Source organism: Bacillus pretiosus, assembly GCF_051294775.1.
GTDB lineage: Bacteria > Bacillota > Bacilli > Bacillales > Bacillaceae_G > Bacillus_A > Bacillus_A wiedmannii.
On sequence record NZ_JBPPHF010000001.1, the window covers coordinates 624,816 to 646,226 of the forward strand.

A 21,411-nucleotide genomic window follows, 5' to 3' on the forward strand; every position below is an offset into this window, starting at 1 on the left:
ACTTGATGACCATGTGGTGCTACCCTATTCTATACGGTTACTCATTTTTATTGTGTTGTGTAACTCAAAAGAGAAAGTGCTATGAAGCTATTAATATCAAGGGCTGTAGCGTTTGGATTAGTTACACAAAATATAAGATATGGGTAAGTGAAGAAACGGCATAAAAAGGAAGCGTAGTTCGTCAAATGGACGTAACGCTCCATTACCATCAAGTTAAGAAATTCATTGTTTTCGATTAATAGTATCCGTTTTTATGTGATTGTTATTGATTTTGAAAAAATAAAAAATCGCCTTATTAAAGGCGATTCATATTTTATTCATTTTGTATTCTTTTAATAAATAAGTATCTTTTAAATACAATGTTCTATATTAACGTCTTTCTGGTTCTTTTTCTTTTCTTTTAAGACCAAATAAACCTGTTAGTCCTAATAAACCAAGCCACGCCCAATTATTATTTTTATCACGATTATTATTCAAATCATTTGTTGTATTCACATTTCGAGTTCTAGTATCATTATTAACTCTATTCATGTTATTGTCATTAACTCGAGTTGTAATATCACTATTATTAACTCTATTCATATTATTTCCATCGTATTCAGCATGAACATTGGTACCGAAAACCATAATAGTTAGTAATAGAGCACTTAAAATAGATGAGAATTTTTTCTTCATAGTTTTCCCCTCCTTTCATATTCAGTAATGTCTCCAGTTTCTTTAGGCAATATTCGCTTAAAAATATATAAAACCATTTGAATTGAAATTATGATAAACATCTTTAATTTTTATTATTAATAGTACTGATAATAATGGATTAAGTTAATTGAAATGTATTTATTATTTATAAGAATAAATTTTTGGTAACGGTACATTCTATGAGGGAAAATTACTATATTTGGGTAAGGTGTTCCGTATGAGTTCTAAGAACTTATTTTCTTTAATCCAGAACATGGTTAGGAAAATTTTTTCTATAGTAAGTATTGTTGCTAAAAGTCTAATTTCTTTAAGGAGGAATATTTTTATGGGTATTTTAAGTGGAAATCCACAAAATGAACCAATGCACTATGGAGAGGTCTTTGGGATTTGGAGTTACCTTGCAGCGGCACAAGGTGCAATTGCTGGATATTAAGTTCTTATTAACCACACAGGAGACGAGGATTTAAAGAAATTTTTAGAAAACCTTGTAGAGAATGATATCCAATCAGAGGTTGAAGAATTAAAAAATTTATTAAAATTAAATGGAGTTGCATTACCGCCAGCACCTCAAGAAAGACCGGTTGCATCTATTGAAACGATTCCTCCTGGTGCTCGTATTAATGATGCGGAAATTGCAGCTAAAGTTTCTATGGATCTTGCTGCTGGGCTAGTAGCATGTAGCCAAGCTATGGGACAATCCCTTCGAGAAGATGTAGGAATGATGTTTGGTCAATTTCATATAAAAAAAGCACAAGCTGGAGCTATATTACTTCGTCTGAATAAGAAAAAAGGTTGGATTATTCCGCCTCCATTACATGTTCTACAATCAGATCAAGCATAATACCTAAATAAAATTCAATCTATTCTTTATGATTGTTGCAGTGAGGTTGTCTAGGAAAATAAAGGTTATTAGTGAATTAAAATAAGTGGCAGAGTCGTGACCGCTTTTTGGCAGTAAATGTGCCGGCTGTTTTGGAATTAACGTGATATATTTGTATTGTGAGTAGTGGCGGAAAACATTGCTTATAAAATTTCTGATAACTGAAAATGGATCGTCATAACCGGTGGCGATGATTGCAGATTGGATGAACAGTTGTTTCTTAATTTTACATTCAATTGCAATTCACGTTGTATAAACGGAGAAGGGCTTTAGCTCTTCTTCCAGTTACTTAATAATGCATAAAAAGATTAGTGCAGTAACATTAGGTGATTGGAAGAAGGGTAAAACTTCATTTACCGTAATTAAAATACAAATAAATAATTGATATCAGAGCATCCATTCAGGTTCTTTTTATTTTGGAGGAGATTGTACTTTGAAAATACCATTAAAAAAATGGTGCTGGAATAAAAGTTGTGGATTTGAAGAGGCTTCTCATACGATACGTGATAGTTGTAAATGACCTAAATGTAATGGGGCAATGATGAATCAAATTGGTGCAAATGAAAGATAAGAAAAAAAGAAAAAGAGGGCTGAATCCCTCTTTTTCTTTTGATATGCTAATTAATCACAAATCGGTATTCCAAGCACTCTTAGAGCTAATGCTACTTGAAGAGAAATCTCTAATCTAGCAATCTCGATACCAGCTACTGTAAGAACTAAAAAAGGTTGGCCATTTACAAACACAACGCAACCTTCCATGGTTACGCCTCCTTTCTAGTAAACTACTACAGTATATGAATTGAATATGAATATGTAATAGTTAAATTGGTGGATTTAATAGAATTGATAGATTTACCTTGTTCTAACAAAACAAACTCAACACAAACCAAATATTGTAAAAAAGATTCAAAAAACATATAATGTAACAAATCATATATTTTGTTACATTATATTTTTGAAGAGAAACGCTGTTATAACAACGTTTATTTCTATTTTAAAAAATAACTACCATATTTTATGTAACATATTGTATAATAAAGATACATATAATGTAACATAACGTATGGAGGGGTAAGGAATGAAGTTTGTGCAACCAATTCGAGATAAGAAAAAATTAGAAGAAGTGAAAGAGGTTTTACGTCGCCAATCTTATCGTGATTTATTTTTATTTGAAATGGGAATCAATACAGGTCTAAGAATTAGTGACTTATTAAAGTTACATGTAAATGATGTGAAAGAAAGAACTCACATTGTAATTAAAGAACAGAAGACCGGAAAAGAGAAACGTTTCATTATCAATACAGCGTTAAGAGAAAAAATAAATGAGTATGTAAGTGGAATGAATGAAACAGATTGCTTATTTGCTTCTAAAAAGACAGGAAAACCGATCACGAGAATTCAAGCTTATCGAATTATGAATGCTGCGGCTGAAAAAGTAGGACTTGATGAAATTGGAACGCATACTCTTAGAAAAACTTTTGGCTATCATTATTATCAGAAGACAAAAGATGTAGTAATGCTACAAACAATCTTTAATCATTCTGCTCCATCGATTACATTACGTTATATAGGAATCCAACAAGATGAGATAGATAAATCATTAGAAGATTTCAGTTTATAAATTAGAAACCACAAAAGTAGCGATTACGCTGCTTTTTTATTTTGTAAAGCAATTAGCGTGAGGTGGTGTAAATGGAAGAAGAAACTATAAACGTTCCTACATGCTCTGTTTGTAATGAACCCTGCATGTGGACATTAAAAATGCCATTAACTATTACTCATTTTGATAAAACATATATCCGTGAAGCAAATACGGATAATGCTCATATATGCATTGAGTGTTTAGAGAAGGAAGTGCAAACAATTGGATAAGGGGGCAGGTGTTATGTAATTATGGCAAGACAACGAAGTCCAGACCGTAACAAAGCGTATGAAATATTTAAAGAACATAATGGTGATATTACGAATCGTAAAATTGCTGAATTGTTGTCTACATCCGAAAAAACTGTAAGTGAAAAAACGGTTGGCGGATGGAAATCGAAAGATGGATGGATAGACAAATTTATATCGATGGATATAATGTAAACCTTAGAAGTGGGCCATCAACAAATTACGGTATTATCCGTCAATTAAGTAAAGATGAATCCTATCAAGTATGGGGAAAACAAGGTGATTGGTTAAATCTTGGTGGTAATCAATGGATTTTTAACAATCCATCCTACATTAAATATCAAGTGGAACAAACTTCTGCTGCAAGTTCTGTAGTAGGCAAACGCGTTGTTTCTAAAGTGGACAACCTTCGCTTCTATGACGCTGCTTCTTGGTCTGATAAAGATGTAGCAGGAACAGTAGATGAAGGGCTTGGATTTACTATTGATGCTAAAGTATCCGTTAATGGTTCACCACAATACAAAGTACACAACAGTAAAGGCACAACATACTATGTTACTGCAAATGAAGCCTATGTGTATGTGAAGTAAGGAAAAGGATATGCCCAAGTTAGGGAATACCCTTTTTTTTGTTAATTCTTCGTAAAATAATGGGTATTTTTCTATAATTTAGCCTATTTTTGTCTGACGTGAGTCAAATGTATAATAAGAGTATAAAGAAAAGGAGGTGAACAAAGTGGATTGGATGAGAATCTTAGGAATGCTAACAGCGTTCATAACAATTTACGCTCAACTTTCTTCCGGTGTAAAAAAACACTTGATATTTACTACAAAATCAAGGAAGAAAAAGAAAAGAGTCGCTCCCGCCAAGAAAACGACTCTGAGTAAGACACCGCGAGAGAGGGAAACCTCTCTTGTACCTAAGATTATATCACATGACACTATATTTTATGAAAAAAGTCATTTTTAGTAACATACCAATTATTGTTATTCTAGGGTACATTTTGTATCAAATTGATTACACTAATTTACAAACATTAGATTACATCTACATCGTACTGTGTATATTTGCATTTGTAATGATGGTGTTTAATTTAGTAACTACCTATATCAAAGATAAGCAGGAGAAAAAGAATGTATAAATTTGAAACCAAAGACGACTTAATTCGTTTTATTCAAGATGAAATCGTAAATACTTCGGAAGCATTAGACATTTTAGGTTGTTCACGCCAAAACCTAAATTACATGGTTCAAACAGAAAAAGTGAAACCAATTAAAGAAATGTCACGAGATCGATTGTATTTAAAAGAGGATATATTAAAAAGCAAAGAACAAATGAGAAAGTAACCCTAGATCGAAGGGTTATTTTTTTATATATTTTTGTTAGGACGGACTAACAAAAATCAAGATATGAAATATGGGGTACCGTCAGAAAAATGCGGATTTACAACGATAAGTATTTTGATACGAATCTTATAGGACATTGCTGCTCCTGTCTGTAGAGTGACAAGCTGTCGACGTATTTCTGGCGGATCACATAAGCCAGCTTCGTTTCTCGGACGCCGGACGATTACTGGCGACGAGATTTACCGTATATACTATCTCGATTTTGTGATCCTCGGTAGTGTTATATCGAACAGGGAATGTATGGAACCCAGTGATTTCGTCAAATCGCACCTGGAAGTTGTACGGGCCAAAATATAGCAAATCTTCACCGGTCCCGAGGACAACATGGCGTTGTTTCAGGTCTGCGTGAAAGACCAACATTTGATTAAGCCCTTGGATCTCCTGCGGACCGAAGTGATGAACAGTAAGTCGCTTATAGACGCCAACAGTCACACTCTGACCTGGCTGAAGGCTTACTCCTCCATTAAATAGGATCTCTCCCTGAAATATCTGCTCATCGTCTACAGCGCGGACTATCCTGCCCAAAATAAAGCCCTTTGGCGAGACGTGCTTAGATCCATAGTTTCTTATAGTCGCGACTGCGACGTCAATAACCTTGGTTGCCATAGGCGGACTCCCCCCTAAATGTTGTGATCAAACTACACGCATTTGAATACGTTTCATTAGTATGATTTAGGGTCTTTGTCTTATTCCATAACTGAATATGAATGATGGCCAAGATTATATTCCTGAAGTTTTTTTAGGGTTGATGATGGGAAATCTGGTTTAAGACTAAAAAGGAGAGGGGTGTCAGTAAGACGTGCTTAGCGTTGTAAATCCTCATTTTTCTGATGGTACCCCATGCCCATCAAGCTAAAGAATCAAAATTCCCCAAAACGAAAATTCTATCCGTTATTGTCTATTGATAATGATGCATTATGTTAACTTTACATGTATAGAACATACATTTTTTTAATAAATAAAGACACTGGTACAAGAGACAGATTCTTTCTTACATTTAATATACTAAATGCAAAAAAGGAGCTTGATTATTTATGCCATCAAAAAATAGAAATTGTTTTAATCCTTGTGAATTTCCTTATTCATTATTTCCTTGTGCATTTCCTTGTGAATTTCCTTGTGCAGTTCCAGAGCCTATAAAACCAATAGACCCTACTAAATTTGATTATATCGTGATTGGTGCCGGAACTGCTGGAGGGGTAATTGCCAAAGAATTAACGGATGACAATAGTACTTCTGTACTAGTGCTAGAAGCAGGAACAAATATGACGAATGAGCTAAGTAACCCTAGCGTTCTTGCCGCCATTAATACAACTCGAGGTAACAGGTTTAGCTTTAATGTTACTTCTGAATTAGAATCAACTATTGCACGTACACTTATTGCAACAAATGGTCGCGCCATAGGGGGAAGTTCAGAAATTAGTGACATGTACGCCGTACGTGGGAGTAAAGAGTTGTATAACCAGTGGGCAAGTCTTGTTGGTAATCAATGGAGTTACGACAAGATTAGCTCCTTATTTGTAAAAAATGAAACCTATACAGGATCGACACAAGACCCTGATGAACGAGGATCACAAGGGCCAATCTTTATTAGGCAACAGAGTATTCCCCCTAATGGACTGATCAATACGTTAGTTCAAGCAACAAACACTGTATTGGGAACGCCGATTGCTGTGGACTATAATACCGGCATAAGGGATTGTACATTTTATAAATCGCAAATTATTCAAAAAGAAGTTAGCCCCGGTCAATTTGTCCGATCCTCAACGGCAACAGGTTATTTAAATGACCATATTGTCAGTCAAGGAAACCAGTTCCATCCAGATGAATTTGGAGTTGGTGGAAGAAATTTAGTTATTTTAGCTAAAACAACCGTTAACAAAATTTTATTTAAGAAAAAAAATGGACTGAACATTGCGGTTGGTGTTGAATTTGTCAAGGATGGTGTTTCACATAGAAAGTTTGCAAGAAAAGGCATTATCGTCTCTGCAGGATTTTTTTCCTCAGTCATTCTACAACGTTCAGGAATCGGTAAATCGGATGATTTGGCTAAAGCAGGTATACCAACATTTATAGAGAGTCCAAATGTGGGTCACAATCTTCAAATTCATGGTTATGTTGGATTAGGAGTTGAAATAGATACCTCCCAAATTCTTCCGATATTTTTTGCTGATCCCAATTTTCCACTTATCTTAGGTGCTTTCCAAGCAGAGAATCCAATGAATCTACTAGAAAGTCGTCGTCTCCAACTGATAGGGGCTCCTATCCCATTTTTTATCCCTGCTCCAGATGTGATCAGCAATGGTTGGAGTTTAGATTTAACTTTCCAAACTACTCCAAGTATCATGAGTTTTGGTATTGTAGACGTGAATACAAAAAGCAGGGGTACAGTGCTAGTGGAACATAGCGATCCAGAGGCTTATCCATCTCTTAACTTCAATCCGTTGGAAGATCCCAATGACCTAACGTATATGGTCGATCAATATAAGAGAATTTATAATATTATTGTAGAGGCTAGGGATCCACTGAAATACCCAAATAACGGAATTGGGAAAGTTGTATATCCTCCCGAAAGTATATTCCAGCTACCTGACAATGATCCCAACAAACAACAGCAGCTTGAGAATTATGTCAAAGCCTCTTACACGAACTTCTCTTTAGGCGGTCAGTGTCGGATGGGACAGACGATTCAAGAAGGGGTTGTCGATGGGTTCCTCAATGTGTTTGGTACCAAAAATCTTAAGGTTGCCGATTTGTCCATTTCGCCTATTATTCCAGATGGTCAGCCGTCCGCTGCTGCTCAGATGATCGGACTAAATGCGGTACGGTTTATAGAAGAGGATCCCTCTCCATATGTAATGACAGATAAGGAACTTGAAGATTACGAAAATGAGATTAAAATAATATAAATTAAATATTTATTCATTGGTTTTATTCTTATTTTTCGATCTAAAGATTGCGTTTTGGCTAGAATGCGGCTTGCTTTGTGGGGACGAACCCCATCGCTATCAAACTAATAAAAAGAAATATCCTCAAAATGAAAAAAATACGTTATTCTTTCTATAGAATTATAGGAAAGGATGGCGTTTTTTGTATGTCTATTTCTGTAGCTAACGAACTACAACTATTTTCACAGGAGATTCAGAGTCTTTTATCCCCAAATACCTTACAGAATCTAGCTAGAGATGTTGGGTTTGTACAGCGAACAAGTAAGTATCAAGCACAAGATTTAGTAGCTTTATGCGTATGGGTAAGCCAAAGTGTAGCAAAAACTTCCTTAACCCAGTTATGTAGTTATTTAGAAGCATCAACAGAAGTGCTTATAAGTCCTGAAGGACTAAATCAAAGATTTAACGCCGCAGCCGCGCAGTTTCTACAACAAGTATTGGCTAAACTTCTGAATCGAAAATTACCTTCATCTAGGTTGTTTTCTTCTCCCTATACTTCTATTTTTAAGAGTATTCGCATCTTAGATTCAACTGCATTTCAACTCCCGGATATATTTTCATCAATTTATCCTGGTGCGGGAGGATGCAGCCATACAGCGGGAGTAAAGATACAACTTGAGTATGATTTATTAAGTGGACAATTTCTTCATATTCATACAGGTCCAGGTAAACAACATGATAGAACCTACGGTTCTCTGTGTGCCCCAACTGTAACAGCGAATGATTTATGTATCCGAGATTTAGGTTATTTTCATTTGAAAGATCTTCAACATATACAAGATAAAAAGGCTTATTATATCTCACGTATCAAATCAAATACACGTATTTATCAAAAAAATCCAAACCCTGATTATTTTCAAGATGGCAGAATTAAGAAGAGTACAGAGTATATCCAAATAGATATGGAGGTTTTAATGAACTCTCTTCAGCCAGGACAAACATATGAAATATCCGACGCTTATGTAGGAATGACTGATAAAGTACCAACTCGTGTGATTGTTCATCGACTAACAAAAGAACAACAAAAACGATTACACGATCAAACGGTAAGAGAAAAAAAGAAAGGAATGAAGTATTCTGCTCGTAGTAAACGACTTAGCGGTATCAATGTATATATGACAGTATCTATAGGGGTATTCTTTACGTTGGCAAATCGAGATTTTATTTAAAACATGGAAATCATTCTTTCATATTCATCATTGTAAAAAGATAAAACGAGAACGATTGGAATGCCATTTGTATGGGCAACTGATTGCCATTCTACTTTGTTCTTCTACAATGTTTCAAATGCGGCAATTACTTCTTATGAAAAAGAAACGAGAACTGAGTGAATATAAGGCCATATATATGATTAAAGATTACTTTTTTCTTCTTTTCCAATCGATACAAAAAGACACCCAAGAGCTATCAAAGGTGTTACTTCGCCTGTTCAACCTCCTACAGCAAAACGGGAGAAAATCTCATCGATATGAGAAGAAAACAGTCTTTGATATATTAGGTGTCGTTTACAATTGTACCATGTCTGATAATCAAGCAGCTTAATTCAAAAAATGAAACCCGTTAGGGTTTATTTCGTATGCAAATCTTTCAATCACCTATACTTGCCCTATAAAAAAAGAAATAACCTCTACTATAATTGACGTTGTATAAGCTTAGCTTGATAGCGATGTGATGGTACCCCAATATGGGCAGTAAGACTTGTACGCTGAAGTTTGGGTGCAAACTTATACGTTACCGACCCCAATACACCCTGTATTTCAAGGGTTCTTGATACCCTAACAAATTTCAGCTGTGTAAAACTATCCGAAATTAACACTTTTTAACATGAATATTCAAAAATAAGTTTATCAAGTTGGAATATTTAAAAAATCATTTATATAAACAAGTATATCGTGGTAACATTTAACAAAAGGGGGTAGCAGTAGATGAGTGTTGACATTATTTCTAAAGAAGAAATTGCAAAATTATTAAACGACTGGTATCAAGCTATGATTTCATAACGTGTATTGCAGTCTCAGAAAATAAAAGAAGATATTGCAAATAAAATCAATAATATTAAGGAAGACCAAACAATATTAGGCTACTATGCTTTATTGAATGCACGGTATAACCTGCTAATTCGTAATATGGATAGTTCAAAAGATATTTTGGACAAAATCGAGCCATTACAAGAGCCTACAGAAACATATTTAGAGTACTATCATCATTTATTTAACGCAATTTATGCTATTAATACAGCAAACCATAGTGAAGCAAGAATTCAATTTGAAGAAGCTGAAAAGTTTTTAGAGTATATGCATGATGAAATTGAAAAAGCTGAATTTAATTATTGGCTTGCAGTTCATTACTATCACATATTGAAACCAATCTTAGCAGTTCAATTTGCTACGAAGGCGAATGAAGTATTTTCAATTAGTCCAGGGTATGAATTAAAAACTGCAGCATGTTTGAATACTTTAGGGATGGCACACATTCGCCTAAATGATTTCGAAAGTGCAGAGGAATATTTACTTTCAGCACTGGATACTTTCCAAAAATCTAATGATGAAAGTCTTATTAAACGCGTAAAGCACAATTTAGGACTTTTATATGCAAGTCAAAACATGTCAGAGTTAGCAATTAAGCATTTAGAGGATTCATTAGAAAATAACGCTAAAACTATGTTTCTTTTAGCAAGGGAACATTTTAAGTTAGGTTACAATCATATTGCTAACGAATATATTGAAAATGGCTATAAGATTAGTGACTTATGTTATCGTCATCATTTCCGAATTTTAAGAGCAGTACATAACTATGCACCGCAAGAAGAATTAGAAAATGTGGTCATGGAAGGTATTTCGTATTTTGAAAAAGAAGAATTATATGATTGGGTAAAAGAATATGCTTCTCTTTTAGGTGAAAGATTCTATGGTTCAGAAAATCACGAAAAAGCTAGCAAGTATTTGCACATCGCTTTAGATGCAGACAAAAAGAGCATAGAAAGAAGGGCGCTAAAATGAAAAAAGCAATCTTATTAATGATGATGTTATCCGCTGTTTTTACTTTTGGTCTTACTAATGTAAAAGACATACCACAAAACGAAGCAATTGAAGTGTTTATGGATCATGGAGAACATATTTAAAACCTAAGGAAGAGGGCGCTTATAGTGTCCTCTTTTTAATATCTATTATTTATATGATGAGGTTGCAGGTACGTCTTTCGGTTATTGTTTGATAAACGTAAGATGTTTCTAAAAATGTGTATACAAAGGTGTGATTTTGTACTGTATATGTTCACATATTTGCGCACATTTTGTTCACGTACTATATAAAAAAGTATGAAAATCTATAAAAATAATTATTTCAATAAAATTTGTTCTAGATATTAAAAAGTGCCAAAACCCTTGTGGTATAGGGGTTTGGCACTTTTTTATTTTTTATATTTTATCAAATAAACAACCCTAAAACTGCTCATTCTTCTCCCAAGATTCCACAATATAATGTGCAATCGTCGGGTTGAACCCTTTCCCAACTAAAAACATAATCGCAGCAACTTCTGTTAAAGCGTGTTTGTGTGATGTATGTTTTGCTTCATTTAAACCGTAATCTACCCAAGGTTTTACGAAATCTAGTACAGGTTTCTTTAAAGGTAAAAACTGTGTACCGACAACTTGTTGAATTTGTTGTTGTGTTGGTTCTGTAATTGGTCCTGGTGGTAAGATTTGCGGTTGTGTAATATCGAGTGTTGGTCCTGGTGGTAAAATTTGTGGTTGTGTTGGATCAATTGTTGGTGGTTTAGGCGGTGAGACACGCGCGTTGTAGTTTGGTTGGTACATTTGTTGTTGGTATTGTGGTTGTTGCGGCTGAGTTGCGTATGGATTTGGTTGAAATTGTTGCTCTTGATTTTGTGGTGCTACATATGGATTTTGAGGATATTCATAATTTGGACGTGAGTCGTATGGATTTTGTTGATATTCAGTTTCTTGATTTTGCGTTGTTGCATATGGATTTTGCTGATATTGTTGTTCTTGATTTTGCGGTGCTGCATATGGGTTTTGAGGATATTCATAATTAGGACGTGTGTCGTATGAGTTTTGTTGATAATTAGCTTCTTGGTTTTGCGGTGTTTCGTATGGATTTTGTTCATATTGTTGCTCTTGTTCTTCATAACGTTGTTCCTGTTGCTGAGGGTAAAATGGTTGTTGTGGATAAGGCGGTTGATTATTATAGAACATATTTATTCCTCCTCCATGATGATGCTTACCACTCAGTGTATGGGCGGACAAGAAAATATGTGATGAAAAAATGCGGGCGTGTTACAATAAGTAACTGGGTGAAGATAAAATGACAAAACAAGAAAAGATTCAAAAAACAATTACTTTTGTAAAACATATTTTAGAAAAAGATGCGAGTGGGCATGATTGGTATCATATTGAACGCGTACATAAACTGGCGATTTCTTTATCCGAGCAAGAAGGGGGAAATCGTTTTATAATTGAAATGGCAGCATTACTTCACGATGTGGCAGATGAGAAGTTAAATGAAAGTGAAGAAGCAGGAATGAAAAAAGTTTCTGATTGGTTAGAAGAGTTACATGTTGAAGAAGAGGAAAGTAAACATGTTCTTCATATCATCGCCAATATGTCTTATAAAGGTGGTCATGGCGGTAAAGTGGATTCACTTGAAGGGAAGCTTGTTCAAGATGCGGATCGCTTAGACGCTCTTGGAGCAATTGGAATAGCTCGCACATTTGCGTATGGTGGAGCGAAAGGGAGATTAATGTATGATCCAACTATTCCTCCGCGTGAAGTGATGACGAAAGATGAATATAGAAAAAATAACGATCCATCTTTAAATCATTTCTATGAAAAACTTTTAAAACTAAAAGACTTAATGAACACGAACGCAGCAAAACAAGAGGCTGAAGTTCGTCATCGTTATATGGAACAGTTTATTGAACAATTTATGAAAGAGTGGAATGCACAAATATGAAAATGTTAACTGTGGAAAACTTATCGAAATCATACGGAGAAAAACCGTTATTTGATGGATTATCATGTAGTATTACAGAAGGACAACGTGTCGGAATCATTGGTGTAAACGGTACTGGTAAATCGACATTATTAAAAATTATTGCAGGGTTAGAAACTCCTGATACAGGTGATATGACGCATTCACGTGGTTATACAATTAGTTATTTATCACAGCAACCAGAGTTTGATGAAAAACTAACAGTATTAGAACAAGTGTTCCATGGTGATACACCTTTAATTCGTCTTCTTCGTGATTATGAACAATCGTTATTAAATATCGAAAAAGATCCAAGTAATGAAAAAGTACAGGAACAATTATTTGCAGTGCAGCAACGTATGGATGCGATGAGTGCATGGGAAGCAAATGCGAATGCAAAATCGTTATTAACGAAATTAGGAATTACTGATTTTACAGCAACTGTTGGAAACCTATCTGGTGGACAAAAAAAGCGTATTGCAATGGCGCAATGTTTTATTGAAACACCTGATTTATTAATTTTGGATGAGCCTACGAACCATCTTGACCATGAGACAGTTGAATGGTTGGAAGAATATTTAGCAAGATATACTGGTGCGGTATTACTTGTAACCCATGATCGTTATTTCTTAGATCGTGTGACAAACCGCATTTTTGAATTAGACAATGGTAAACTATATAGTTACGAAGGAAACTATAGTACATTTTTAGAAGCGAAAGCACTTCGTGAAGAACAAGAAATTGCGCAAGAATCAAAACGTCAAAACTTATATCGCCGCGAACTAGCATGGATCCGCCGCGGTGCAAAAGCTCGTTCGACAAAGCAAAAAGCACGTATTCAACGATTTGATGAGTTAAAAGGTCAAGAAGGACCAGCTGCAAAACAGTCAGTTGATATTGCGCTTAGCGGGAGTCGCCTTGGCAAAAAAGTACTTGAGTTAAAAGATGTAACGAAAAAATTCGGTGATAAAACGGTATTACACAACTTTAATCATATTGTGAAACCAGGAGATCGTATCGGAATCATTGGAGCGAATGGAAGCGGAAAATCTTCTCTATTAAATATGCTTGCAGGCAAGTTAGCTCCTGATAGTGGTGAAGTTGAAGTAGGACAAACTGTAAAAGTTGCTTATTATACGCAAGAAAATGAAGAGATGAATTTAAATCAGCGTATGATTGAATACATTAAAGAGATTGCAGAAGTTATTCATACGACAGACGGAAAAGTAATTGGTGCATCTCAAATGCTAGAACGTTTCTTATTCCCGACGCACTCACATGGTACACCGCTTGGTAAACTATCTGGTGGTGAAAGAAGACGTTTATATTTATTACGTATTTTAATGGGAGAACCAAACGTACTATTACTTGATGAACCTACGAATGATCTAGATACACAAACATTAACAGTACTGGAAGATTATTTAGAAGATTTCCCAGGTGTCGTTTTAACTGTATCGCATGACCGTTACTTCTTAGATAAAGTAGTAGATGAATTGTTCATCTTTAGTGGCGGAGGCGAAGTGCGTGAATTCCTAGGTAGTTATACGGACTTTTTAGAAATGGAAAAGACGAAAGAACTTATTGAGAAGGCGGAAGTTCAAAAAGAGAAAAAAGTAGTAGAAGAAGCTCCGAAACAACAACGTAAACGTAAACTTTCATACAAAGAGCAGCGTGAATGGGAAACAATTGAAGATACAATTGCCGAACTAGAAGAGAAAATTGAGTCAATTGGAGAAGAACTTGCGAAAGTTGGATCTGACTTCACAAAGGCACAAGAATTATCTGAAGCACAGCAGAAAACAGAAGAAGAGCTAGAAAAAACGATGGAAAGATGGAGTGAACTATCAGACATCGTTGAAGGATTAAAATAAAAACAAGCTGCATATATTGAAAAGTAAAGAGAAAAACTTTACACTATTGGTAGAACCTATTTTAGGAGGGAAAAAATGAGAACATCTAATCCAATGTTGAAAAAAGAGGCATTCCGTAAAGAGGGAGCAAGCGCTTCTGCGATGACGATTGGCGGAACAGTAGGCAAAACGTTTATTATGCTTATCTTGCTACTTGCAACGTCTGTCTATTCATACATACAGATGATGCAGGGGACGATGAAGATGCCGGTATTAATTGGTGCTTTAATCGTTGCGGCAATCATCGCATTTGCGTCTATGTTCTTTCCGCGTATTTCACCTTTTGGTGCACCAATCTATGCGGCGGTAGAAGGGGTTGTATTAGGTAGTATTTCAGCGGTTTATACAATGAAATTTGGCGATTCTATCGTTTTAAATGCTGTATTACTAACAATCTCAATTCTATTTGCAATGTTAGTGTTATATGCAACGCGTGCAGTAAAGGTAACGGATAAATTCCGTACAGGCGTGATGGCAGCAACACTTGGAATTATGGTTATGTATTTAGTCGTATTTCTACTAAACATGTTTGGTGTAACTGTTCCGTACATTCACCAAGGCGGTACGATTGGTATTATTATTAGTGCAGTTGTTATCGTAGTTGCTGCATTAAACTTATTACTAGATTTCGATTTAATCGAAAATGGTGTACGTAGTCAAGCTCCGAAATATATGGAGTGGTACACTGCGATGGGACTAATGCTTACATTAGTTTGGTTATACTTAGAAATTCTTCGTTTCGTTTCTTACTTTACGAAAAATGACTAATAAAAAAATCCTGCATGAAAAATGCAGGATTTTTTTATTTTCAAAGATAGAGTGAAATTTTAATCAGTGAGGCTTATACTGCCTGTTAATGCAGGTTAATTTCGGTAATGGTATAATATGGTTGTTGGTAACTCAAATTGAAGGGGGATGGAATATGATGAAAGAGAAGAAAGGGATTATGAAAAAACTATTTTCTAAAAGTTTTTTCATAGAACTAGAAGATGCTTTAACGTATCCATCATCAGAAGTTATTATTTCCGCTATTGAAAGGTATGCGGTTGAATGTCAGGAACAATTGAATTTTGAGAGTAAAGTTAAACCGATTACTTTTTACTTAGAAAATGTAATGTATCGTGTTGAGATAAAGATGGCTCGCGGTGGATATTACATTTCCTGTAGTGAAGTATAAATTTTGAAACCTTACATGTTTAATATATGTAAGGTTTCTTTTTTTCTTTTACAGCATATAAAATAATATTTTTTACTTTAAAATATATTATTTTACGCTTTTTACCCTTCATACATTTTTCTTTACAATGAAGAAAAATATGTGAGGTGGTATAACATATGATGAATCGAGTTGTATTAATCGGTAGATTGACAAAGGAGCCAGAATTATACTACACAAAGCAAGGTGTCGCTTATGCACGAGTATGTGTTGCGGTGAATAGAGGTTTTCGAAATAGTTTAGGTGAGCAACAAGTAGATTTTATTAATTGTGTCGTTTGGAGAAAATCGGCTGAGAATGTAACTGAATATTGTAAGAAGGGGTCACTTGTTGGAATTACCGGACGTATTCATACGAGGAATTACGAAGATGATCAAGGAAAGAGAATATATATAACGGAAGTTCTGATTGAGAGCATTACATTTTTGGAGAAAAGGCGGGAGGGGGCATCACAATAAGAGGGCTTAGTAGTATAGCCCTCTATCACTTTTGATTGATACCCTCCCAAACAACATCTAATTGTTGATTGAGTATATTTTTCACGTTTATTTCATTAGCATGTAATAGTGAATGGGACATTAATGTATAAAAATAAGTACTCATAATTGTAGAGGTGATAATATGTATATCCCATTTACTGTTTAATTTTCCTGTCGCTTTTGCTTCTGCAATAATTGAAGACAAACCTTCTTGTAGTTGTTGTATGCTTTTTCCTTCATTTTCTACTAAGTAGTTAGACTTAATAATCTCAAAGACGGCATGCTGCATTAAATCACCATGTCCAGTAAAACGGTCTAGTAAGTCTCCTAGAACAAGTTTGATTCTTTCTTTTGGATGTTCCACATTTTCATATGCTTTTAAACTTTCATTCCATAGCTCAATTTGAGAATCACCTAAAAATAATAATATGTTTTCTTTTTTCGGAAAGTAGTTGAAGAAAGTTCCTTTTGCAATCCCGCATGCAGTAGTAATATCTTGAACCGTTACATTTTCGTACCCGCGTTCTTGGAAGAGTTGTACTGCTTTTAGGAATATAAGTTCTTTTAATTCTTTTTTTCTCGTTTCTCTAAGCATTTTATCTACTCCTAACACAAACAATTATATCTGTTTAATAGATAATCTTAAATAAAATCTTACTTCATGATTAAGTTTAATGTAATTGAAAGAAGGGTAGAGAATGCTGTTTCTCATTTTTGTTATAAATGAAAGTTGTATAGTTCATGTGCTTGCCTTTCAGAAATCCATTTCGGAATACGTTTCATTACTTCGTTTCTCACTATAGTTAAAGGTGTACTTTCTATTTGCGCCATTTTTCCAACTTTCCAAGCAGTATTTGAGATTTTTTCAATTCTATCTCGTCTTTTTTGTTCGTATTCTATGAATGCTTGACGATAATGGGCATTATTCTTAATACATTCAGCCAAAATAATCGCATCTTCAATTGCCTGACAAGCTCCTTGACCTAAATTAGGAGTAAGTGCATGAGCTGCATCCCCAATAAATACGATGCGCTTTTCAAAAAACTGTTTCATTGGTGTAATGTCTACAATGTCACGATGAATCATAGTAACGTCCGATGCATTATTTAAAATAGATGGGGTGGGATTGTGGTAAGTTTTGAAATGATTATATAAATCTGCTGTTGTGTAAGCTTTGTATTTTGGATCTCTAGCTTTAGCGTTTATGAGCGCATACCAGTATACTTCGTTATTGGGAAGAGGGACGATACCAAATCTACCGTTTGTTCCCCAAGTTTCAATAAAATCGTTTGTTAAAGAAAGGTTATTAGTAGGAGTTACGCCGCGCCAACACGTATATCCTGCATAACGATAATTATCGCTTTGTGTTACTTGTTTTCGAACGACAGAATGAATACCATCAGCAGCAATGAGTATATTACCAAGTGCTTCACTACCATCTTGGAATAATATTTTTAAGGCGTTTTCTTCATTTTGTTCTATTTTTGCGCATTCTTTTCCCCATTCGACAGTATCTTCTTTTAGTTCAGAAAGTAGTAATTGATGTAAATTTTTTCTATGAATGGAGTACATTTTTGGATAACATGCTGGAATGGTCAATTTATTAAAAATAGTTCCTTTTTCGGATACAAGGTTAAAGCCGTCACTTTCGTTGCCAATTTTTTTTATTCTCTCAGAAATTCCGTATGGTTCAAGTGCTTGCATCGCATTTGGGGCGATGATAATACCTGCACCAGCAACAGTAGGTTCAGTATTTTGGTCATATACTTTTACATCTAATCCTATTTTTTGTAAGGAAATTGCTGCGCAAAGTCCAGCAATACCGCCACCAATAATTATGACATTATTCATTTGATATCCCTCCAACTTAGAGTGACTTTGATCATAAAATGACCATAGTCATTTTATGAGTTAAGGTTAATCCCTTTTTCTGGTATTGTCAATTATACTTTTAACTTTAGTTTTCGAACGATTAGATGAAAATAGAATGAATGAAACTTCTAAGAAATGTAGAAAAGGAATTAGCAAAATTAAGCATCCGAGTAGGAGTATAGAGTGATAACATGTTACAATACAGCTAAGAACACGCAATAAAGGAGAGTTTTTTACGTGAAGATTAAAGCAATTGAACCGACGCCAAGTCCAAATACAATGAAAGTTATTTTGAATGAAGTATTACCATCAGGAGCGCGTAATAATTATACAAATGAAAATAAAGAACAAGCACCAATGCAAGTGCAAGAAATTTTGAAAATTGAAGGCATTAAAGGTGTATATCATGTAGCCGACTTTTTAGCAGTGGAGCGAAATGCGAAGTTTGACTGGAAAGTTTTATTACAACAAGTTCGTGCTGTTTTCGGCGAACAGGTAGTAGAAGAAAGTGAAGAACAACAACTTGCTCATTTTGGGGAAGTGAAAGTGTTTGTTCAAATGTTCTTTACAATTCCAATGCAAGTAAAGTTAACAGATGGAACATCGGAAGAACGTGTTGGTTTACCAGATCGTTTTAAAGAATCAATTATGAAAGTTCAAATGTCTGCACCAAACGTTGTGAAAGAGCGCAAATGGGTAGAACAAGGTACACGTTACGGTAATTTTGAAGAAATCGGGAAAGAAGTAGTAGAAGAGATTGTTGCTGCTTATTCAGAAGAACGTGTAAATGAAACAGTTAAAGAATTATTAAACCAGGCAGGTGCTGTTGAAGTAACGATTCAAAAGCGTGAGCCATATAAAGTAACAGTAGAGATGATGAAAGATGCTGACTGGAAAAATCGTTTTGCAGCATTAGAGCAAATGGATCCTACTGAAGAAGATATGCCAGTGTTGAAGATGGCGTTAGATGATGAAAAAGTTTCAATCCGCCGTTTAGCAACAGCGTATTTAGGTATGGTAAAAGGTGATGGGGTATTGCCGTTATTATATAAAGCGTTATTAGATCGTTCAGTAAGTGTTCGCCGTACAGCGGGCGATTGCTTATCAGACGTAGGTGATCCAGCAGCGATGTTCGTTATGATTAAATCTCTGAAAGATTCAAGTAAATTAGTACGCTGGCGTGCAGCTATGTTCTTATTTGAACTTGGAGATGAAAGTGCGATTCCTGCATTAAAAGCAGCGCAAGATGATCCGGAGTTTGAAGTAGCGATGCAAGCGCGTCTAGCATTAGAGCGTATTGAAGGTGGAGAAGAAGCAAAAGGTTCTGTATGGAAACAAATGACGGAGTCTCGTAAAGGGGAGTAATGTATGATTGTTTTCTATGATAGTTGGTGTCCGATGTGTACGGCGGTTGCAGAACGTACGAAAAAACTAGATAAAAAGGGTAAGATGCAATTTGTTTCATTTCGAGATGAAGGTGTAGTTGAGAAGTATGAACTTTCTCAAAAACTACAAAGTAAGATGGAACAAAGATTGTATATTTTAAAAAATAATAAGTGGTATGCCGGAATTCATAGCATACATGTATTAGCAAAGGCCGTTCCATCTTATTGGTTTGCCGTTCCTTTTATAAAACTATCTATCGTACTCGGATTTGGAAGTAAAGTATACGATTATATCGCTAACAATAGAAAACTTGTCCCAGCTGGACATTGCCGCGGTGGGGTTTGTGAAATCCCTACAAAAAAATGAAATCATCGTTATCTTTCTTTTGCACCTAGTAATAGAGCGTGATATGATGAATTTGGAATGAAAGTTGAAGGAGAGATTACACGATGTCAAATGCTTATGAAGAATACATGCGCCAAATGGTAATCCCAATGCGTCAAGAATTAGTGCGTTCTGGGTTTGAAGAGTTAACTACAGAAGAAGCTGTAACAGAATTTATGGAAAACACGGCAGGTACAACTTTAGTAGTTGTAAACTCAGTTTGTGGTTGTGCAGCTGGTTTAGCACGTCCATCAGCAGGTCAAGCAGTTGTTCGTGCTGAAAAACAACCAGATCATCTTGTAACTGTATTCGCAGGTCAAGATAAAGATGCTACTGCAAAAATGCGTGAATACTTCGGAGAAATTCCTCCATCTTCACCATCTATGGCATTATTAAAAGGAAAAGAAGTTGTTCACTTCATTCACCGTCATGAAATTGAAGGTGCAACTATGGACGAAATTATTACGAACTTAGAACAAGCTTTCGAAAAGAATTGCTAAAGAAGGGGGAGAGTAAATCTCCCTCTTTTCTTTATATAGAGGTGAAACAATGATCGTAACAACAGCAGGAAGAAAAAACAAAGAAATGACAGATTATGCAAACAAGGTAGCAGCAGAATTAAATCGTTCTTTCGTTAAACGTAATGACGTACCAGTACATAAACTGCATGAGCAGTATGAACAAGATGTACTTGTTGTAGGGAAAAACCGATTAGCTATTTATCCGAGAGGAACGGAAGAGTCATTTTTCTTTCATCCAAACTCAGCGATGTTTCGTGTGAAAAGGTTAATGCGCGGAGAACACGATCCGTTTGTACAAGCCGCGCAATTAGAGAGCGGAATGACAGTATTAGATTGTACGCTCGGTATGGCATCAGATAGTATTGTAGCTAGTTATATTGTTGGTGAAAGCGGAAAAGTAACGGGACTTGAAGGCAATGAGTATATGGCTTATATTATGGAAAATGGTTTAAAAACATGGTCTTCAACTGTTTCTGAAATTGATGAGGCAATGCAACGAATCGATGTGAAGCAAACGGAGCATTACGCATTTTTAACACAATGTGAAGACAATAGTTATGATGTTGTGTACCTTGATCCGATGTTTGAAGAAACTGTTATAGAATCAGATGGAATAAAAGGATTAAAACACTTCGCTTTGTATCATGATATTACTAACGAAACAATTGCAGAAGCGAAGCGTGTGGCGAGAAAGCGTGTCGTTCTGAAAGATCATTTCCGTAGTTCTAGATTTGAAAAACATAATTTTCATGTATACAAAAGAAGAAGTGCTAAGTTTCACTTTGGTGTAATTGACCCTTGCTAATTGTTTGAAAAGATGTATAATAAGCAA

21 protein-coding genes and 5 pseudogenes are annotated in these 21,411 nt (G+C 35.2%); 20 read left to right on the forward strand and 6 right to left on the reverse strand.

From position 1 onward, the window contains the following. Window positions 1-369: 369 nt before the first annotated feature. A complete protein-coding gene (locus tag ACSG5Z_RS03215; RefSeq protein WP_435710662.1) occupies window positions 370-675 on the reverse strand; it encodes a WGxxGxxG family protein in 306 nt (101 codons plus the stop codon). Between the two features lie 346 nt (window positions 676-1,021). On the opposite strand from ACSG5Z_RS03215, the pseudogene ACSG5Z_RS03220 reads away from it, so the two are divergent. Next, a pseudogene (locus ACSG5Z_RS03220) lies at window positions 1,022-1,537 on the forward strand (DUF3231 family protein). A 660-nt stretch (window positions 1,538-2,197) separates the two neighbouring features. Here ACSG5Z_RS03220 and ACSG5Z_RS03225 read toward each other — a convergent pair. After that, window positions 2,198-2,335, reverse strand: a complete 138-nt coding sequence (locus tag ACSG5Z_RS03225; RefSeq protein ID WP_435710663.1) for a DUF3956 domain-containing protein — start codon at window positions 2,333-2,335, stop codon at window positions 2,198-2,200. Between the two features lie 319 nt (window positions 2,336-2,654). Here ACSG5Z_RS03225 and ACSG5Z_RS03230 point away from each other — a divergent pair, with 319 nt between their 5' ends. The 6 genes and pseudogenes from ACSG5Z_RS03230 to ACSG5Z_RS03255 all read left to right on the forward strand — a co-directional run bounded on the left by ACSG5Z_RS03230 (window position 2,655) and on the right by ACSG5Z_RS03255 (window position 4,812). Continuing rightward, window positions 2,655-3,197 carry a site-specific integrase gene (locus tag ACSG5Z_RS03230; RefSeq protein WP_078186931.1) on the forward strand — a complete coding sequence of 181 codons (543 nt, stop codon included), beginning with the start codon at window positions 2,655-2,657 and terminating at the stop codon, window positions 3,195-3,197. A gap of 71 nt (window positions 3,198-3,268) precedes the next feature. Continuing rightward, window positions 3,269-3,448, forward strand: coding sequence for a hypothetical protein (locus ACSG5Z_RS03235; protein WP_002167186.1), 180 nt, complete (start codon window positions 3,269-3,271; stop codon window positions 3,446-3,448). A 21-nt stretch (window positions 3,449-3,469) separates the two neighbouring features. Then, window positions 3,470-3,637 (forward strand): annotated as a pseudogene (locus ACSG5Z_RS03240) (phage terminase small subunit-related protein); the annotation flags it as partial. Window positions 3,638-3,639: 2 nt separating this feature from the next. Then, window positions 3,640-4,056 (forward strand): annotated as a pseudogene (locus ACSG5Z_RS03245) (SH3 domain-containing protein); the annotation flags it as partial. Between the two features lie 145 nt (window positions 4,057-4,201). Then, window positions 4,202-4,435, forward strand: coding sequence for a hypothetical protein (locus tag ACSG5Z_RS03250; protein WP_435711264.1), 234 nt, complete (start codon window positions 4,202-4,204; stop codon window positions 4,433-4,435). 164 nt (window positions 4,436-4,599) lie between these two features. Next, window positions 4,600-4,812, forward strand: coding sequence for a DNA-binding protein (locus tag ACSG5Z_RS03255; RefSeq protein WP_435710664.1), 213 nt, complete (start codon window positions 4,600-4,602; stop codon window positions 4,810-4,812). A 186-nt stretch (window positions 4,813-4,998) separates the two neighbouring features. Here ACSG5Z_RS03255 and ACSG5Z_RS03260 read toward each other — a convergent pair whose 3' ends face one another. Next, window positions 4,999-5,478 carry a hypothetical protein gene (locus tag ACSG5Z_RS03260; RefSeq protein WP_435710665.1) on the reverse strand — a complete coding sequence of 160 codons (480 nt, stop codon included), beginning with the start codon at window positions 5,476-5,478 and terminating at the stop codon, window positions 4,999-5,001. A 428-nt stretch (window positions 5,479-5,906) separates the two neighbouring features. Between ACSG5Z_RS03260 and ACSG5Z_RS03265 the strand changes: the two genes are divergently transcribed. From ACSG5Z_RS03265 to ACSG5Z_RS03280, 4 genes and pseudogenes are all read left to right on the forward strand, one after another. Beyond that, on the forward strand, window positions 5,907-7,781 hold the full coding sequence (locus ACSG5Z_RS03265; protein ID WP_435710666.1) for a GMC family oxidoreductase: 1,875 nt from the start codon (window positions 5,907-5,909) through the stop codon (window positions 7,779-7,781). Window positions 7,782-7,966: 185 nt separating this feature from the next. Next, a pseudogene (locus ACSG5Z_RS03270) lies at window positions 7,967-9,362 on the forward strand (IS4 family transposase). Window positions 9,363-9,745: 383 nt separating this feature from the next. Then, window positions 9,746-10,819, forward strand: a pseudogene (locus tag ACSG5Z_RS03275) (response regulator aspartate phosphatase). Next, window positions 10,816-10,941, forward strand: a complete 126-nt coding sequence (locus tag ACSG5Z_RS03280; RefSeq protein ID WP_000709202.1) for a hypothetical protein — start codon at window positions 10,816-10,818, stop codon at window positions 10,939-10,941. The pseudogene ACSG5Z_RS03275 and the gene ACSG5Z_RS03280 overlap by 4 nt, the downstream one beginning before the upstream one ends. Window positions 10,942-11,259: 318 nt before the next feature. Here ACSG5Z_RS03280 and ACSG5Z_RS03285 read toward each other — a convergent pair whose 3' ends face one another. Next, the gene (locus tag ACSG5Z_RS03285) at window positions 11,260-12,033 is read right to left on the reverse strand and encodes a hypothetical protein (RefSeq protein ID WP_435710667.1); all 774 of its coding nucleotides are present in this window, start codon (window positions 12,031-12,033) and stop codon (window positions 11,260-11,262) included. Between the two features lie 109 nt (window positions 12,034-12,142). Here ACSG5Z_RS03285 and ACSG5Z_RS03290 point away from each other — a divergent pair, with 109 nt between their 5' ends. The 5 genes from ACSG5Z_RS03290 (at window position 12,143) to ACSG5Z_RS03310 (ending at window position 16,395) form a co-directional block, all read left to right on the forward strand. Continuing rightward, on the forward strand, window positions 12,143-12,790 hold the full coding sequence (locus ACSG5Z_RS03290; RefSeq protein ID WP_087982623.1) for an HD domain-containing protein: 648 nt from the start codon (window positions 12,143-12,145) through the stop codon (window positions 12,788-12,790). Then, the gene (locus tag ACSG5Z_RS03295) at window positions 12,787-14,682 is read left to right on the forward strand and encodes an ABC-F family ATP-binding cassette domain-containing protein (RefSeq protein WP_087982620.1); all 1,896 of its coding nucleotides are present in this window, start codon (window positions 12,787-12,789) and stop codon (window positions 14,680-14,682) included. The genes ACSG5Z_RS03290 and ACSG5Z_RS03295 overlap by 4 nt, the downstream gene beginning before the upstream one ends. A 75-nt stretch (window positions 14,683-14,757) precedes the next feature. After that, window positions 14,758-15,489, forward strand: coding sequence for a Bax inhibitor-1/YccA family protein (locus tag ACSG5Z_RS03300; RefSeq protein ID WP_426933713.1), 732 nt, complete (start codon window positions 14,758-14,760; stop codon window positions 15,487-15,489). 154 nt (window positions 15,490-15,643) lie between these two features. Continuing rightward, window positions 15,644-15,898: a DUF4318 domain-containing protein gene (locus ACSG5Z_RS03305; protein WP_000975142.1), complete on the forward strand. Its 255-nt coding sequence runs from the start codon at window positions 15,644-15,646 to the stop codon at window positions 15,896-15,898. Window positions 15,899-16,056: 158 nt separating this feature from the next. Then, on the forward strand, window positions 16,057-16,395 hold the full coding sequence (locus tag ACSG5Z_RS03310; RefSeq protein WP_048540931.1) for a single-stranded DNA-binding protein: 339 nt from the start codon (window positions 16,057-16,059) through the stop codon (window positions 16,393-16,395). Window positions 16,396-16,420: 25 nt separating this feature from the next. On the opposite strand, the gene ACSG5Z_RS03315 is transcribed toward ACSG5Z_RS03310, so the two are convergent. Next, a complete protein-coding gene (locus tag ACSG5Z_RS03315) occupies window positions 16,421-17,011 on the reverse strand; it encodes a TetR/AcrR family transcriptional regulator (RefSeq protein ID WP_435710668.1) in 591 nt (196 codons plus the stop codon). A 122-nt stretch (window positions 17,012-17,133) separates the two neighbouring features. Then, a complete protein-coding gene (locus ACSG5Z_RS03320; protein WP_435710669.1) occupies window positions 17,134-18,282 on the reverse strand; it encodes an FAD-dependent monooxygenase in 1,149 nt (382 codons plus the stop codon). 243 nt (window positions 18,283-18,525) lie between these two features. Here ACSG5Z_RS03320 and ACSG5Z_RS03325 point away from each other — a divergent pair, with 243 nt between their 5' ends. The 4 genes from ACSG5Z_RS03325 (at window position 18,526) to ACSG5Z_RS03340 (ending at window position 21,384) form a co-directional block, all read left to right on the forward strand. Then, a complete protein-coding gene (locus tag ACSG5Z_RS03325; RefSeq protein ID WP_087982610.1) occupies window positions 18,526-19,653 on the forward strand; it encodes a conserved virulence factor C family protein in 1,128 nt (375 codons plus the stop codon). Window positions 19,654-19,656: 3 nt separating this feature from the next. Further along, complete coding sequence (locus ACSG5Z_RS03330) at window positions 19,657-20,040, forward strand: thiol-disulfide oxidoreductase DCC family protein (protein WP_435710670.1); 384 nt, start codon at window positions 19,657-19,659, stop codon at window positions 20,038-20,040. An 83-nt stretch (window positions 20,041-20,123) separates the two neighbouring features. Then, a complete protein-coding gene (locus ACSG5Z_RS03335) occupies window positions 20,124-20,558 on the forward strand; it encodes a BrxA/BrxB family bacilliredoxin (RefSeq protein WP_000063705.1) in 435 nt (144 codons plus the stop codon). A gap of 49 nt (window positions 20,559-20,607) precedes the next feature. Then, window positions 20,608-21,384 carry a class I SAM-dependent methyltransferase gene (locus ACSG5Z_RS03340; RefSeq protein WP_435710671.1) on the forward strand — a complete coding sequence of 259 codons (777 nt, stop codon included), beginning with the start codon at window positions 20,608-20,610 and terminating at the stop codon, window positions 21,382-21,384. Window positions 21,385-21,411 lie beyond the last annotated feature (27 nt).